The 14,431-nt window shown below is 70.8% G+C and carries 14 protein-coding genes; 9 read left to right on the top strand and 5 right to left on the bottom strand.

Annotated elements, in window-relative coordinates; translation table 11 throughout:
• Nucleotides 1-65: 65 nt before the first annotated feature.
• From cysT to ACYVAK_RS07035, 3 genes are read left to right on the top strand one after another with little or no spacing between them, the layout of a single operon-like run.
• Nucleotides 66-860, top strand: a complete 795-nt coding sequence (gene cysT / locus ACYVAK_RS07025; RefSeq protein ID WP_461060506.1) for a sulfate ABC transporter permease subunit CysT — start codon at nucleotides 66-68, stop codon at nucleotides 858-860.
• A complete protein-coding gene (gene cysW / locus ACYVAK_RS07030; RefSeq protein WP_461059338.1) occupies nucleotides 853-1,716 on the top strand; it encodes a sulfate ABC transporter permease subunit CysW in 864 nt (287 codons plus the stop codon). Before cysT ends, cysW begins: the two co-directional genes overlap by 8 nt.
• A gap of 9 nt (nucleotides 1,717-1,725) precedes the next feature.
• Complete coding sequence (locus ACYVAK_RS07035) at nucleotides 1,726-2,772, top strand: sulfate/molybdate ABC transporter ATP-binding protein (protein WP_461059340.1); 1,047 nt, start codon at nucleotides 1,726-1,728, stop codon at nucleotides 2,770-2,772.
• Between the two features lie 28 nt (nucleotides 2,773-2,800).
• On the opposite strand, the gene lpxH is transcribed toward ACYVAK_RS07035, so the two are convergent.
• Nucleotides 2,801-3,523 (bottom strand): UDP-2,3-diacylglucosamine diphosphatase, encoded by a 723-nt coding sequence (gene lpxH / locus ACYVAK_RS07040; RefSeq protein ID WP_461059342.1) that lies wholly within the window; start codon nucleotides 3,521-3,523, stop codon nucleotides 2,801-2,803.
• Nucleotides 3,520-4,131: a peptidylprolyl isomerase gene (locus ACYVAK_RS07045; RefSeq protein ID WP_461059344.1), complete on the bottom strand. Its 612-nt coding sequence runs from the start codon at nucleotides 4,129-4,131 to the stop codon at nucleotides 3,520-3,522. Before ACYVAK_RS07045 ends, lpxH begins: the two co-directional genes overlap by 4 nt.
• Before the next feature lie 133 nt (nucleotides 4,132-4,264).
• On the opposite strand from ACYVAK_RS07045, the gene gltX reads away from it, so the two are divergent.
• Genes gltX through ACYVAK_RS07060 form a run of 3 tightly spaced genes read left to right on the top strand, consistent with a single transcriptional unit; the run spans nucleotide 4,265 to nucleotide 7,512 of the window.
• Entirely contained in the window at nucleotides 4,265-5,674 is a 1,410-nt protein-coding gene (gltX, locus tag ACYVAK_RS07050; protein WP_461059346.1) for a glutamate--tRNA ligase, read from the top strand.
• A gap of 27 nt (nucleotides 5,675-5,701) precedes the next feature.
• The gene (locus ACYVAK_RS07055) at nucleotides 5,702-6,211 is read left to right on the top strand and encodes a transcriptional repressor (RefSeq protein ID WP_461059348.1); all 510 of its coding nucleotides are present in this window, start codon (nucleotides 5,702-5,704) and stop codon (nucleotides 6,209-6,211) included.
• 44 nt (nucleotides 6,212-6,255) lie between these two features.
• A complete protein-coding gene (locus ACYVAK_RS07060) occupies nucleotides 6,256-7,512 on the top strand; it encodes a succinylglutamate desuccinylase/aspartoacylase family protein (RefSeq protein ID WP_461059350.1) in 1,257 nt (418 codons plus the stop codon).
• A gap of 99 nt (nucleotides 7,513-7,611) precedes the next feature.
• On the opposite strand, the gene ACYVAK_RS07065 is transcribed toward ACYVAK_RS07060, so the two are convergent.
• Nucleotides 7,612-9,693 carry a TonB-dependent receptor gene (locus ACYVAK_RS07065; protein WP_461059352.1) on the bottom strand — a complete coding sequence of 694 codons (2,082 nt, stop codon included), beginning with the start codon at nucleotides 9,691-9,693 and terminating at the stop codon, nucleotides 7,612-7,614.
• Between the two features lie 81 nt (nucleotides 9,694-9,774).
• On the opposite strand from ACYVAK_RS07065, the gene ACYVAK_RS07070 reads away from it, so the two are divergent.
• Both ACYVAK_RS07070 and ACYVAK_RS07075 read left to right on the top strand, forming a co-directional pair.
• The gene (locus ACYVAK_RS07070; protein ID WP_461059354.1) at nucleotides 9,775-10,299 is read left to right on the top strand and encodes a MerC domain-containing protein; all 525 of its coding nucleotides are present in this window, start codon (nucleotides 9,775-9,777) and stop codon (nucleotides 10,297-10,299) included.
• Nucleotides 10,292-10,474: a 30S ribosomal protein THX gene (locus ACYVAK_RS07075; protein WP_461059356.1), complete on the top strand. Its 183-nt coding sequence runs from the start codon at nucleotides 10,292-10,294 to the stop codon at nucleotides 10,472-10,474. The genes ACYVAK_RS07070 and ACYVAK_RS07075 overlap by 8 nt, the downstream gene beginning before the upstream one ends.
• A 91-nt stretch (nucleotides 10,475-10,565) precedes the next feature.
• Here ACYVAK_RS07075 and hutI read toward each other — a convergent pair whose 3' ends face one another.
• Nucleotides 10,566-11,825, bottom strand: a complete 1,260-nt coding sequence (hutI, locus tag ACYVAK_RS07080) for an imidazolonepropionase (protein WP_461059358.1) — start codon at nucleotides 11,823-11,825, stop codon at nucleotides 10,566-10,568.
• A 47-nt stretch (nucleotides 11,826-11,872) separates the two neighbouring features.
• Between hutI and ACYVAK_RS07085 the strand changes: the two genes are divergently transcribed.
• Entirely contained in the window at nucleotides 11,873-13,192 is a 1,320-nt protein-coding gene (locus ACYVAK_RS07085) for a formimidoylglutamate deiminase (protein ID WP_461059360.1), read from the top strand.
• Here the strand turns inward: ACYVAK_RS07085 and ACYVAK_RS07090 are convergent.
• Nucleotides 13,156-14,295 (bottom strand): homoserine dehydrogenase family protein, encoded by a 1,140-nt coding sequence (locus ACYVAK_RS07090; RefSeq protein ID WP_461059362.1) that lies wholly within the window; start codon nucleotides 14,293-14,295, stop codon nucleotides 13,156-13,158. The two genes, ACYVAK_RS07085 and ACYVAK_RS07090, sit on opposite strands and share 37 nt — an antisense overlap.
• Between the last annotated feature and the right edge of the window lie 136 nt (nucleotides 14,296-14,431).

A 14,431-nucleotide genomic window follows, 5' to 3' on the forward strand; every position in this document is an offset into this window, starting at 1 on the left:
CGGCCGCACCGGCGTCGCACGCCGGGCCGGCGCGCGGCGCTGGCCGCCCGCGCTGGCGCGACCCGGTGCCGGGCCTCGGCCTCACGCTGGGCCTCTCGCTGGCCTGGCTCGGCGCGGTGATCCTGTTGCCGTTGGCGGCGCTGGTGCTGCGCAGCGTGGATCTGGGGCTCGAGGGCTGGTGGCAGCTGCTGCAGAGCGAGCGCGTGCGGCAGGCGCTGTGGCTCAGTTTCTCGACGGCCTTCCTCGCCGCCGGCATCGCGTCCGTCGTCGGCACGCTGATCGCGTGGGTGCTCGTGCGCTACCGCTTCCCCGGCCGGCGCTTGATCGATGCGCTCGTCGACCTGCCGTTCGCCCTGCCCACGGCCGTGGCCGGCATCGCTTTGACCGCGCTGTACTCCGGCAACGGCTGGGTGGGGCAGTACCTCGAACCGCAGGGCATCACCATCGCGCAGCGCCCCGCCGGCATCGTGCTGGCGCTGGTGTTCATCGGCCTGCCGTTCGCGGTGCGCACCCTGCAGCCCATCCTCGAAGCCGCGACGCGCGAATTCGAGGAGGCCGCGGCCACGCTCGGCGCGTCGCGGTTCACCATCCTGCGTCGCGTCGTGTTCCCGCCGCTGGTGCCGGCCCTGCTCACCGGCTTCAGCCTTGCCTTCGCGCGCGGATTGGGCGAGTACGGCTCGGTGATCTTCATTGCCGGCAACATCCCCTTCGTTTCCGAGATCGCGCCGCTGCTGATCGTGATCCGCCTCGAGGAGTACGACTACGCCGGGGCCACGGGCATCGCCACGTTGATGCTCGCCCTCAGCTTCCTGACGCTCTTGGCCCTCAACCTGCTGCAGCGGAGGGCGCGCCATGGCTGATCCCCGCCGGCCGCAGACCGACGCGGCGCTCGACGAACCCCTTTGGCTGCGGGTGCTGCTGATCCTGCTGGCCGTCGGCCTGATGGCCGCGCTGGTCCTGCTGCCGCTGCTGGTCGTGCTGGTCGAGGCCCTGGCGCAGGGCGTGCAGGCCTGGTGGGCGGCGGTGGACGAGCCCGACGCCCGGGCGGCCATCGCGCTCACGCTCACCGTCGCGGCCATCACCGTGCCGCTGAACGCCGTGTTCGGCCTCGCCACCGCCTGGGCGGTGACCAAGTTCGAGTTCCGCGGCAAGCGGTTCCTCCTGGCCCTCGTCGACCTGCCGTTCGCGATCTCGCCGGTCGTCTCCGGCCTCGTGCTGGTGCTGCTGTTCGGCGCCCACGGCTGGTTCGGCGCGTGGCTGCAGGCGCACGACATCCAGATCCTGTTCGCCACGCCCGGCATCGTGCTGGCCACGGTGTTCGTCACCTTCCCCTTCGTCGCCCGCGAACTGATCCCGCTGATGCAATCGCAGGGCCGCGACGAGGAGGAAGCCGCCGCCTCGCTGGGCGCGGGTGGCTTCCGCCTGTTCTGGCGGGTCACGCTGCCGAACATCCGGTGGGCGCTGCTCTACGGCGTGCTGCTGTGCAACGCCCGCGCCATGGGCGAGTTCGGCGCGGTGTCGGTGGTGTCCGGCCACATCCGCGGCCTGACCAACACGCTGCCGCTGCAGGTCGAGATCCTGCACGGCGAATTCCAGTTCCAGGCGGCCTTCGCGGTTGCCTCCCTGCTCACCCTGCTGGCCCTCGTCACCCTCGTGGCGAAGGCCTGGCTCGAACACCGCCATGGCGACGCGCTCGCCACCGGCGCGCGGCACTGAGGAGACCCCATGCAGCTCACGCTCGAAGGCCTGTCCAAGCGCTTCGTTGACACGGTGGCGTTGGACCATGTCGATCTCGCGGTCGGCAGCGGTGAACTCATCGCGCTGCTCGGGCCCTCGGGCTCGGGCAAAACGACTCTGCTGCGCGCCATCGCCGGCCTCCTGCCGGTCGATGCCGGCCGCATCCTGTTCGGGGATCTCGACGCGACTTCGCTCAGCCTGCGCGAGCGCCGCGTCGGCTTCGTGTTCCAGCACTACGCGCTGTTCAAGCACCTGACGGTCGCCGAGAACATCGCCTTCGGGCCGGAAAGCCAGCCGCGCGCCGAACGGCCGTCGAAGGTCGAGATCGCCCGACGCGTCGAGGACCTGCTGGGGCGCATGCAGCTCGGCGGCTACGGCGGCCGCTACCCGGAGCAGCTCAGCGGCGGCCAGCGGCAGCGCGTGGCGCTGGCGCGTGCGCTGGCCATCCAGCCGCGCCTGCTGCTGCTGGACGAGCCCTTCGGCGCGCTCGATGCCAAGGTCCGCGTCGACCTGCGCCGCTGGCTGCGCCAGGTGCACGACGACATCGGCCACACGACGCTGTTCGTCACCCACGACCAGGAAGAAGCGCTGGAGCTGGCGGATCGCGTGGTCGTCTTCAATGCCGGTCGCATCGAGCAGGTCGGCACGCCGGACGAGGTGTATCGCCATCCGCAGAGCCGCTTCGTATTCGAATTCATCGGCCGCGGCGGGCGCATCGAGGGCGAGCTGGTGCCCGAGGGTTTCCGCGTGCCCGGGTTCGAGGGGGTGCTTCCCGTGTCGCGCTGCATCGGCGGCGCCGCGGGCCCGGCCGGCCTGCACCTGCGGCCCGACGAGCTGCGCGTGGTCGCCGAGGGCGACGGCCTGCCGGCGGAAGTGCGCGGCCTGCGTCGTATCGGAGCGCGACAGACGTTGGAACTCAGCGTGGCCGGGCAGGGCGGCGTGATCGAAGTCGACCTCGACGCGGCGCAGGCGCTGCCCTCGCGTGGCCAACACGTGCGACTGCAGCCCATCGGCGGCGTCGCCTTCGCGGGCTGAGGCGGCGTGCCTGGTGCGGCGAGGGCGATCAGGCCGGACGGCTGAGGGCGAACCCGTCGGCGTCGACGCGCAGCACTGAGCCCTGGTCGTACCAGTCGCCCAGCACGATGCGCTGGCCGGTCCGGCCGTCCGGCAGGGTCACCGAATGCATCGCGGGCCGGTGCGTGTGGCCATGGATCAGGCGCCGCACGCCGTAGAACGCCATGACGCGTTCGACTTCAGCAGGCGTGACATCGCCGATGCTCTCGTCGCGGCCGGATTGCGCCGCGGCGCTGGCCGCGCGCGCTTGGGCGGCGAAGGCCTTCCGCGCGGCCAAGGGCTGGGCGAGGAAGCCCTGTTGCCAGGCCGGATCGCGCACCTGGCGGCGGAAGCGCTGGTAGGCCACGTCGTCGAGGCAGAGCAGATCGCCGTGCATCAGCAGAGTCGGCTCGCCCTGCAGCAGGATCACCGCCGGGTCCGGCAGCAGGGTCCAGCCGGCGCGTGCCGCGTAGTCGGCGCCGACGAGGAAATCGCGGTTGCCACGCAGGAAGGCCACGGGCACGCCCGCGTCATGCAGGGCGCGCGTCGCCGCGGCCACGCGGTTCGCGATCTCGCCGTCGTCGTCGTCGCCGAGGAACGCCTCGAACAGGTCGCCCAGCAGGTAGACCGCCTCGGCCTCCCGGGCCTCGCCGGCACAGAAGGCCTCGAACTGCGCGGTCGTTTCCGGCCGCGAGGCGTCGAGGTGCAGGTCGGAGAGGAACAGCGTCGTCATCGGGCCGTACCGGCGAGACGCACGGCACGTTCGATGACGATCGCCTGCTTCGGCACGCGCGAAGGGAAAGGCCCCTGCGCGCCCGTGTCCACGTTGCGCATCGCATCCACCACGTCCATCCCTTCGACGACGCGGCCGAAGACGGCGTAACCCGCGCCGATGTCATTGGCCGGATCGACCGCGTCGAACTGAGGGTTGTCGACGACGTTGATGAAGAACTGCGACGTCGCCGAATCCCGCGTATCGGGACGTCGTGCGGCGGCGATCGTGCCACGCAGGTTGCTCAGGCCGTTGTCCGCCTCCAGCGGCACGGGAGCGCGCTCCGGCTTGGGCTGGAGGTCGGGCGTGAAGGCGCCGCCCTGCACCAGCAGGTTCGGCACGACGCGATGGAACACCGTGCCGTTGTAATGGCCCGATTCCACGTAGGCGAGGAAGTTCGCGACTGTGCGCGGCGCCTTGCCGGGATCGAGCTCCAGCACGATGCGGCCCGCACTCGTCTCGAGGGCGACGCGCTCCGCGGGAACGCTCGCGCCCGGCGGCGTCGGCGCGGCTGGCGGTGCCACCGTGGCGAGCGCGGGCAGGGCGGCCAGGAGGAGGACGGCAAGCATCAGGCGCATGGATCGGCCTTGGGTGTGAAGACGGGGATGCCGGGATTATGCGGCTCCCCCATCGAAGTACACTAGCGCCTCCGCGCCGGGCCCTCTCGCCGGCGCGTTCCCGTTTCCCGCCCGGCCGCACCCCATGACCTGTCGTACCCGCTTCGCGCCCAGCCCCACCGGTTACCTGCACATCGGCGGCGCCCGCACCGCTTTGTACTGCTGGCTCGAATCACGCAGTCGCGGCGGGCAGTTCGTGCTTCGCGTCGAGGACACCGACCAGGAGCGCAGCACCCCGGAGGCCGTCCAGGCCATCCTCGACGGCATGGCGTGGCTGGGCCTGAACGCGGACGAGGGCCCGATCTACCAGACCCATCGCCTCGAACGGTACCGCCAAGTGGCGTCCGAGCTGGTTCAGGCCGGCAAGGCCTATTACGCCTACGAAACCAAGGAAGAGATCCAGGCCGCGCGCGAGGCCGCGATGGCCGCGGGCATCAAGCCGCGCTATTCGGGCAGGTACCGCACCGAGAACGCGCCCTACCGCGACGACCCGAACCGCGTGATCCGTTTCCGCAACCCGGAAGGTGGCAGCGTGGTCTTCCACGACGCGGTGAAGGGCCGCATCGAGTGGGCCAATGCCGAACTCGACGACCTCGTCATCGAGCGCTCGGACGGCTTCCCGACCTACAACTTCGCGGTCGTGGTCGACGACCTCGACATGCGCATCACCGACGTGATCCGCGGCGACGACCACGTCAACAACACCCCGCGCCAGATCAACATCTACGAAGCGCTCGGCGCCAAGGCCCCGCGTTTCGCCCACCTGCCGATGATCCTCGGCCCCGACGGCACCAAGCTGTCGAAGCGCCACGGCGCGGTGAGCGTGATGCAGTGGCGCGACGACGGCTACCTGCCGCACGCGCTGCTGAACTACCTCGTGCGCCTCGGCTGGAGCTACGGCGACCAGGAAATCTTCTCGATCGCCGACATGGTGCGCCTGTTCCGCGTCGAGGACGTCAACCACAGCGCCTCGCGCTTCGATCGCGACAAGCTCGACTGGCTGAACCAGCACTATTTCAAGACCGACGACCCGGCCGCCACGGCCGTGCACCTCGAGTGGCACCTGCGCGACCAGGGCATGGACCCGACCCGCGGCCCGAAGCCGGCCGAGGTCGTCGTCGCGCTGGCCGAGCGCTGCAAGACCCTCAAGGAGATGGCCGAGCGCGCCCGCGTCTGGTACGCGCCGCTCGCCGAGTACGACAGCGCCGCCGTCGACAAGCACCTCGTCGAGGCCGCCGCCGCGCCGCTGGCCGACGTCCGCGCCCGCATCGCGGCGCAGGCCGAGTGGTCGCCCGCGGCCGTGCAGCAGAGCCTGGCCGACACCGTCGCGGCGCTCGCCATCGGCATGGGCAAGCTGGCGCAGCCCCTGCGCGTGGCCATCACCGGCACCCAGGTGTCGCCGTCGATCGACCACACCGTCTATCTCGCGGGTCGCGACGAGTCGCTGAAGCGCATCGACGCGGCCCTGCAGAAGATCGCCGACCGCGCGCCCTGATCGCCGGCTTCGCGTAGGCTGTCGCCCATGGCCAAGGATCGTCCGCACGCCCACGCCGACCACGCCTGCGCCCACCCCGAGCTGCATACCCACGGGGCGGGCGAATTCGTGCGCGCGGTCGAGAAAGCCTGCCGGGAGCGCGGCTTGAACCTCACGCCGATCCGCGCCGAAGCGCTGAAGCAGATCGCCGAGGCCGGCAAGCCGGTGAAGGCCTATGACCTGCTGGAGCGCATGCGCGGAGGCCCCGGCGCCTCGGCACCGCCCACGGTGTACCGTGCGCTCGATTTCCTGCTCGAGAACGGTTTCATCCACCGGCTCGTCTCGATCAACGCCTTCCTCGCCTGCCACCACCCGCTGGCCGGTCACGTGGTGCCGATCCTGATCTGCAAGGCTTGCGAGAGCGCGCAGGAGCTCGAGGACGAGACGCTCGCCGCGCAGCTCGACGCGCTCGCCCGTGCGCAGCGTTTCGAGCCGGCGTCGTCCTACCTGGAGGTGGTGGGCGTCTGTGCCCGATGCGCCGGGCGGGGCGGCGAATGACCCGCATCGCCGCGCCATCCCGCCGGGCCCCGCCCCCCTGTCGCTTGGCGTTGGCCCTGGTCGCCGCGATCCAGGCCCTGGCGGGCGCAGGCCCCCTGGCGGCGTCACCGCAGGATTTCCCCGTGGACGTGCCGCGCGCCGCGACGCCCGTCGGTCCGAAGCCCCCGCCGCTCATCTCGGCCCCCGCATCGCCGCAGGACGAGGGTGGCAACGAGCTGATCACGCCGTTCCAGCTGCTCGATCGTTTCGTCCTGCCGGGGACGCGCCAACGCTTGTCATGGCGTCCACCGGACGGCATCGGGCGTGGCGAGCTGCCCAGCCCGATCACCGTCATCCACGGCGCGAAGCCGGGGCCCGTGCTCTGCCTGATCGCCGGCATCCACGGCGACGAACTCAACGGGATCGAGGTGGCGCGGCGCATCGGCGACGAAGTGGACGCCACCCGCCTCAATGGCACGCTCGTGGCCGCCCCCATCGTCAATGTCTTCGGGTTCACCCGGAACAACCGCTACCTGCCCGATCGCCGCGATCTGAACCGCCACTTCCCGGGTTCGCGCAGCGGCAGCATCGCGTCGCGCATGGCGCACGGCTTCTTCAACGACGTGGTGCGACGTTGCGACGCGCTGGTGGATTTCCACACCGGCTCGTTCCAGCGCAGCAACCTCCCGCAGATCCGCGCCGACCTCACCAATCCCGACGTGCTGGAGTTCACCCGCGGCTTCGGCAACACGCTGGTGCTGCACAGCCCGGGCGCGCGCGGCATGCTGCGACTCGCGGCCGCGGGGACCGGCATCCCGGCCGTCACCTTCGAGGTCGGGGCGCCGCATTTCCTCGAGGAAGAGCACATCGCGCCGGCGGCCGACGCCATCCGGTCACTGATGCATCGCATGGGGATGCTGGCGTCGGAAGTCCACGCCGGCAGGGCGGCGGATACGGCCCCCATCTACGAGGATTCGCGCTGGATCCGGACCAACGCCGGCGGCTTCCTGTTCAGTGCGGTCCGGCTCGGCCAGGCCGTGAAGCCGGGCGAAGCCCTCGGCTACGTCATCGACCCCATCACCAGTCGCCGTACCGAGATCCTCGCGCCCTTCCCGGGGCGTATCCTCGGCATGGCGCTGAACCAGCAGGTGCTGCCCGGTTATGCGGCGTTCCATCTCGGCAAACTCAGCAGCGAGCAGCAGGACGTGATCGATGCTGCGGAGGTGGCAAGGCTTCCGCAGTCCGATGACGACGCGATGGACGAGGACCCGTCGGAGCGACCGGACGCGGAGTCCGGTACCGAGGAAGAGCGGGAGGAGTAGGTCGGGCGTGGGGCATGGCCCCACGCGTCGCGTCCGACCGCGCCGCCGAAGAAAAACCCCGCCGAAGCGGGGTTTTTTGTCGCGGCGGCGTCGGCGGGCTCAGAAGAACACGCGAAGCCCTGCGGTGAGGTGGCGACCCATCAGCGGTGCGACGTCCTTGAGGAACGAGGTGTGCAGGCGGGCTTCCTCGTCCGTCAGGTTGGTCCCTTGCAGGTAGGCCTCCCAGCCGAACGTCTGCGTGTCCCAATGGTAGGCGACCTGGGCGTTCACGAGGGTGTAGCCGTCGGTCGGCGTTTCGCCCTCCGCCACGTCATCCTGCGACCGGTAGCGCACGGCGCCGAGATTGGCGCGCCATGCGTCGAGGTTCCAGCCGAGGTCGAGGCCAAAACGGCCCGGCGCGATGCGCGGCAGGTTGCCGCCGGCGTCGAGCTCGCCGGACACGCCGTCGGCGAAGCCGCGCAGCGTCCAGGTGCCGTTCGCCGCCTCGGCGAGCGTGACCGTGCCCTCGATCTCCCAGCCGCGGAACTCGGCATCCGCCTGGGTCCACACGCGAACCGGCAGGTCCTCGATCTCGAGGCCGGTATCGGCGAGGTAGATGAAGTCGTCGAAGCGGGCCTGGTAGATCGCCGCGCGGCCGTCGAAGCGCTCGCCGTGCAGGTGGACGCCGACTTCAACGCGGTCGGCGGTCTCGGTGTCGAGGAACGGATCGCCGATCTCGTAGGTGGAGGTGGCGACGTGCGCGCCCTCGGCGAAAAGCTCTTCGGCACCGGGCGCGCGCTCCGCGCGGTCGAGGTTCAGCGTCAGGTGCCAGAGCTCGGCGGGCGCCCAGCGCAAGCCGATCGAGGCGCTGTTCGTGTCGAAATCGCGATCGACGAGACCATCGGCCATCGCGACGTCGATGCGGTCGTGGCGAGCGCCCAGCTCGACCTTGAACGCACCGAACTCGCGTTCCTGCATCACGAACACGCCGCGATCCCGGGTGGTGCTCGGGGGCACGAAGGCCTCGTCGCCGAGGGCTTCGAAGTCGCGGTCGCCGTACTGCAGGCCGATGGCGCCGTTCCAGCCCAGGATTTCGTTCTGGACGGCTTCGAGGCGGGCCTCGCTGGCCTCGTTGATGAAGCGGGTGCCGACTTCGGCACCTTCGAACTCGACGTGCTCGTACTCGTTGGCGGTGGCGTGCAGTGCGACTTGCTTCAGCGGGCCAAGGTCGTTGATGCCGAAGCGGACGTCGGAGCGATTCTGGTCGAGCTCGATCCGGACACCGCCTTCGTCCTCGCCGCCTTCCTCGTCGTGGTGGCCGTGGCCCCCGGGGATGCCGTAGTCCGTACCGTAGTTCGACAGCGATGCGCCCCAGAAAACGCGGTCGCCGAGATAGGCGAAACCACCGCCGAGCGAACGGCTGTTGGTCGCCGAGTTCTCCAGCGTGCCGCGTTCGAAATCGTCCGGGTCTTCGCCCTCGGCGATTTCCTCGGCGCGCTGGTCCGCGGAATAGACGTAGCCGGGCACGTCGATGTCGGCGGTGTCGCGCACGAGGCCGTCGAGGTGCCAGGCCCACGGGCCGCTGCCGCCGTCGACGCGGAACAGGCCGGCCTTCTCGTCATTGCCGGTGCCGCTGCGCAATTCGGCGCGGCCCGAGACGATGCGGTCGCTGCGTTCCGAGGGAATCCGGTGGTCGACGACGTTCACCGCGCCGCCGATGGCGCCATTGCCGAAGAACAGGTTGGCCGGGCCCTTCAGCACTTCGATGCTGTCGGCGAGGAAGGGCTCGACGGACACGGCGTGGTCGACGCTGACGGTGGACACATCAAGCGTCGAGAGGCCATTCGCCAGCACCGAGACCCGCGCGCCGTCGAGGCCGCGGATGATCGGTCGGCCGACGCCGGGGCCGAAATGGCTGCTCTGCACGCCGGGCAGGGACGCCAAGGTCTCGCCGATCGTCCCGGCGCGGAGGTCGTCGAGAGCGACGCCGGCCAGCACGTCGGCCGGGCGTGCGAGTTCGTCGAGCGCCGTGTCGAGCGGGCTCGCGGTGACCTTCACCTCGTCGAGCTCGCGGGCTTCGTCGCGGGCCGCCTGCGTGGCATGGGGATGGGCGGGATCAGCGGCGAGCGCCGACGCGGACAGGGCGGCGGCGACGGACAGGGCGAGGGCGGAACGCGCGAGCGATCGGGTCATGAACAGCATCCGGAGGGTGGGAAAGGGCGAAGCCCGGTAGATCGCGGATGTTATAGTATTGCGCTCGAAGCTCAACCCGTCCCGGAAGTCATGGCGCCCTCCCTCCCTGCAAGCAACCCGTCAGCCGAGGTGCGCGGACGCTGGTATGACCGGCTCGGTGCCGCCACGGCGACCTTGTGCGCGGTCCACTGCGCGCTGCTGCCTCTGGCGATGGCGTTCCTCCCGGCCCTCGGCCTCGAGTTCCTCGCCTCGCACGCCTTCGAGGGCTTCTTCCTTGCGTTCACCGTGGTGTTCGCCTCGCTGTCCGTCGGGCACAGCCTGCGGGCCCATGGGCGGTTCTTCGCGTGGCCGCTCCTGGTCGTCGGTCTGGCGATCCTTTTCGCGGAGCGGTTCGTCCCGGCCATCCACGACCATGCGCTGCTCCATGCGCTGACGATGACGACGGCCGGCACGCTGGTGGCGGCAGCGCACCTCCTCAACCTGCGCTTGGCACATCGCAAGGGGCGCACGACCGCCTGCGAAGGGCACCGCCACGCCCATGACGAAGCGCCGGGTGCTACACTCCCGCCCCTTTCCGATCAACCCCACAAGAATTCAGGAGTGTCCCATGGGTAAGGGTGACCGCAAGACCGCCAAGGGCAAGCGCTACAACGCGTCCTACGGCAATGCCCGTCCGCACCAGGCGGTCGTCAAGGCCGGCACGACGGCCGTGAAGGCCGCCCCGGCCAAGGCGCCGGCGGCCAAGAAGGCCCCGGCCAAGAAGGCCCCGGCCAAGAAGGCTTCGGCCTGATCGTCCCGGGCCGGTTTCGACCGGCCCTTCGCCGCCCCTGCCTGGCAGGCGAGTCTGCCGAACGCCCCGCCCCGTGCGGGGCGTCCGCGTTTCAGGGGCCAGCAACGGCGGGCACGCTCTGCCCGCCGGACCATCGTGCGACCGGACGCACGGCTCCCATCCAGTAGCTGAGCTCGGCGGGGTGCCCAACGGGCCAGAGCGCGAGATCGGCGCGGAGGCCGGGAGCGACGCGACCGCGATCAAGGAGGCCCAGTGCCGCTGCCGCGTGCTGCGTCGCGCCGCGCAGGGCTTCTTCCGGCGTCAGCCGGAAATGCGTGCAGGCCAGCGACATCGCCAAGGGCAGCGAGCGCAGCGGCGAGGTGCCGGGATTCAGGTCGGTGCTGACGGCCATCGGCACCCCATGGCGCCGGAACGCATCGATCGGCGGCGGTTTCGTCTCGCGCAGGCAGTGGTAACTGCCCGGCAGCAGCACCGCCACGGTGCCGGCCGCGGCCATCGCGGCCACCGCATCCTCGCCCGTGTATTCGACGTGGTCGGCCGAGAGTCCACGATACGAGGACACCAGCGCGGCGCCGCCGCCGTCGCTGAGCTGGTCGGCATGCAGCTTCACCGGCAGGCCGAGCGTGCGGGCGGCCTCGAAGACCCGGGCGGTCTGCGCTGCGTCGAAGCCGATGCGCTCGCAGAAGGCGTCGACGGCATCGACGAGCCCGTCGGCCTGCAGAGCGGGCAGCCAGCCGACGAGCGCCTCGACGTAGTCGTCGGCGCGTCCGGCGTATTCCGGGGGAACGGCGTGCGCGCCGAGGAAGGTGGTGCGCACCGTGATGCCCAGCCGTTGGCCGATGCGCCGCGCGACACGCAGCATCTTCGCTTCGTCGGCCAGCGTCAGCCCGTAGCCGGATTTGACCTCCAGGGTGGTGCAGCCGCTGGCCACCAGCGCCTGCGCGCGCGGCAGCGATTCGTCCAGCAGGGCGTCGTCATCCGCCTTGCGCGTGGCGCGCACCGTGGACAGGATGCCGCCACCGGCCTTCGCGATCGCTTCGTAGCTCGACCCGTGCAGGCGCAGCTCGAACTCGCGCGCGCGGTCGCCGGCGAACACGAGATGCGTGTGGCAGTCGATGAGCCCGGGCGTGAGCAATCCCTGCTGGCCGTCGACCGCTTCGAGGCCACGGTACTCGTCGGCCAGCGTGTCGAACCTCCCGGCCTGCGCGATGCGGCCGTCGATGATCGCCACGGCGCCATCGTCGAGGGGCGCATAGCCTCCCGGGCCGTCGAGCGTGACGAGGCGGACGTTGCGCAGCAGGAAGGTCGACGAAGCCACGGTGGAGTGCGTTCGATGGGGTGTCGCGAGCATAGCGGCGCAGGACGTAGCATGTCGGCCTTCCGACGCGAGCCGATCCGATGACCCTGCTGCAGGCCGATGCGCTGTTCGATGGACGCCAATGGCGCACCGATGCCGCGCTGGAGGTCGATGTCGCGGCGCGCGCCGCCTGGGTGGTGCCCGGCATCGCCAACCTGCACTCTCACGCCTTCCAGCGGGCGATGGCCGGCCTGACCGAGCGCCAGCACTCGGAGGCCGACAGCTTCTGGACCTGGCGCGAGTGGATGTACCGGTTCGCTGCCATGCTGTCACCGGACGACGTGCACGTCATCGCACGCCAGCTCTACGTCGAGATGCTCGAGGCCGGATTCACGAGCGCCTGCGAGTTCCACTACCTCCACCATGACGTCGATGGCCGCCCGTATGCGCGGCCCGCGGCGATGGCCGAAGCGATCCTCGCGGCCGCGCAATCGGTGGGCTTGCGACTGACGCTGCTGCCCGTGCTGTACCAGCGCGGTGGCTTCGACGGCCGGGCGCTTTCGGATCGCCAGCAGCGCTTCGGCCATTCCACCGATGCCTTCGTACGCCTCGTCGATGACCTGCGCCGGGCGTCGTCCACGATGCCGGGTGTGCGCGTCGGCGTGGCTTTCCACAGCCTCCGAGCCGTCGCGCTGCCGACGATGCACGAGGTGCTGGCCGCCCTCGACGAACCGGGGATGCCGGTGCACCTGCACATCGCGGAGCAGCAGGCGGAGGTGGCGGATGGCCTGGCCACGCATGGCCGTCGCCCGGTGCAACTGCTGCTCGACGAGCTGCCCGTGGACGCGCGCTGGACGCTGGTGCATGCGACGCACCTGGACAAGGCCGAAGTCCGCGGCATCGCGGCCAGCGGTGCGACGGTGGCGGTCTGCCCGACGACGGAGGCGAACCTCGGCGACGGCCTGTTCCCGCTGCGCGCCTTCCTTGCGGCGGGTGGCCGTTACGGCATCGGCTCGGACAGCCACGTGTCGGTATCGCCCGTCGAGGACCTGCGCTGGTTGGAATACGGCCAGCGGCTGATGGAGCAGAAGCGCGCCCGCGCGCTGCTCGGACCGGGCAGCAATGCCGAAGCCATGCTGCGTGCGGTCGCGGCCTCGGCGGCGGCGGCCACCGGACAGGCCGTCGGCATGCTCGATGCGACTTCCGCGGTCGACGCGCTCGTGCTCGACGCCGACGCGCCGGCGATGGTCGGCGCCACCCGTGAAGACGCGCTGGATCGCTGGGTGTTCTGCGGCAACCGGCCGCTGGTGCGCGAGGTTTTCGTCGGCGGTCGGCGATGGGTCGCCGAAGGCCGCCATGCGCAGCGCGAGCCGGTGGCCGCGGCCTATGCGGCGACGCTGCGACGCCTGTTGTCCGGCTGAGCGGACCGCACGAACGCCTGCCCGGCGGCGATGACGTCGCTAAGCAGGCCGGCGGCGGTGATGTCGGGCCCGGCGCCCGGGCCGCCCAGCCACAGCGGGCGTTCGTGTTGCAGGTCGGTCTCGATGCGCACCAGGTTCTGGCCGGCGGGCAGGGTGGCGAACGGCGACGTGGCCTCGAGCTCGCGCAATGCGATGCGCGCGCCCGAGGCATCGACCTCGGCCAGGATCGCCCAGCGTTTTCCTGCCGCCCTGGCGTTGGCGATGCGGTCGGCCCAGCGGGCGTCCTCGGCTTCGAGGTGGGCTGGCCAGTCGCCAGGGTGGGTCGCGGCGCATTCGGCGAACGGCGTCACCGAGACATCGTCCGGCTCGATGGCGAAGCCGGCTTCGCGGGCCAACACCAGCAGCTTGCGCACGAGGTCGTCGGCGCGCAGGTCTTCGCCGGCGTCCGGCTCGGTGTAGCCGAGCGATTGCGCCTCCGCGAGGGCGGCGGAAAAGCGTTGCCCGGCATGGAGGCGCTCTAGCAGGAAGCTCAGCGAGCCGGAAAGCACGCCCCGGATGGCGCGCACACCTTCGCCGCGCAGCGCCAGGTCGCGCAGTGGCCCGAGGATCGGGATCGCCGCCCCTACCGTGGTTTCGAAGCGGTAAGGGGCCCCGCTCGCCGCGACGGCACGCTGGATCTGGCGGTAGAAGGCCAGTTCGCGGGCATTGGCGCGCTTGTTGGCCGTGGCGATGCCGAGGCCGCCCGCCAGCCACTCCGGGTAGCGGCTGGCGATCGCGTCGCAGGCGGTGCAGTCGACGACGATCGCTGGCGCGGTGCGCGGCGCTTGGAGGTGCGAGAACAGTGCTTCGACCTGGTCGTCGCTCCGGGAGGGCAGCGCCGCGTCGAGTCCGTTCGGCTCGAGCCCATCCAGGTCGTAAGCGAAGCCGCGGCGGTCGAAAGCGGCAAGCAACCGCAGCTCGAGGCCCGCGCGACGGGCGATGGCCGCCTGCTGTTGGGCCAGACGGTGGCGGAACGCCGTGCCCACCTTGCCCCGGGCGCCGATCAGGACGAGGTCGAGGCGTGGGCCGTTGCCGGGTGGGTGGGGAAGATGGGTGGGCGGCATGGCGGACTCCTTAATATCGTTTCATCAAGATGAAAAGATAAATTGGTGGCGTCCACTGACGATTTGGCATAAGCCGGCGCGCGTCACGCCCTCGCGGCGCGGGCGTCAACGGCCCCTGAACGATCCGCGGACGCGG

It is taken from the genome of Silanimonas algicola (assembly GCF_054777375.1).

Coding starts and splice junctions, on each gene's coding strand:
- ACYVAK_RS07070 (WP_461059354.1), top strand. CDS start 9,775: ATGGCGCCCTCCCTCCCTGCAAGCAACCCGTCAGCCGAGGTGCGCGGA.
- lpxH (WP_461059342.1), bottom strand. CDS start 3,523: ATGACGACGCTGTTCCTCTCCGACCTGCACCTCGACGCCTCGCGGCCG.
- ACYVAK_RS07065 (WP_461059352.1), bottom strand. CDS start 9,693: ATGCTGTTCATGACCCGATCGCTCGCGCGTTCCGCCCTCGCCCTGTCC.
- ACYVAK_RS07055 (WP_461059348.1), top strand. CDS start 5,702: ATGGCCAAGGATCGTCCGCACGCCCACGCCGACCACGCCTGCGCCCAC.
- ACYVAK_RS07075 (WP_461059356.1), top strand. CDS start 10,292: ATGGGTAAGGGTGACCGCAAGACCGCCAAGGGCAAGCGCTACAACGCG.
- ACYVAK_RS07085 (WP_461059360.1), top strand. CDS start 11,873: ATGACCCTGCTGCAGGCCGATGCGCTGTTCGATGGACGCCAATGGCGC.
- ACYVAK_RS07035 (WP_461059340.1), top strand. CDS start 1,726: ATGCAGCTCACGCTCGAAGGCCTGTCCAAGCGCTTCGTTGACACGGTG.
- ACYVAK_RS07090 (WP_461059362.1), bottom strand. CDS start 14,295: ATGCCGCCCACCCATCTTCCCCACCCACCCGGCAACGGCCCACGCCTC.
- hutI (WP_461059358.1), bottom strand. CDS start 11,825: ATGCTCGCGACACCCCATCGAACGCACTCCACCGTGGCTTCGTCGACC.
- ACYVAK_RS07045 (WP_461059344.1), bottom strand. CDS start 4,131: ATGCTTGCCGTCCTCCTCCTGGCCGCCCTGCCCGCGCTCGCCACGGTG.
- cysW (WP_461059338.1), top strand. CDS start 853: ATGGCTGATCCCCGCCGGCCGCAGACCGACGCGGCGCTCGACGAACCC.
- gltX (WP_461059346.1), top strand. CDS start 4,265: ATGACCTGTCGTACCCGCTTCGCGCCCAGCCCCACCGGTTACCTGCAC.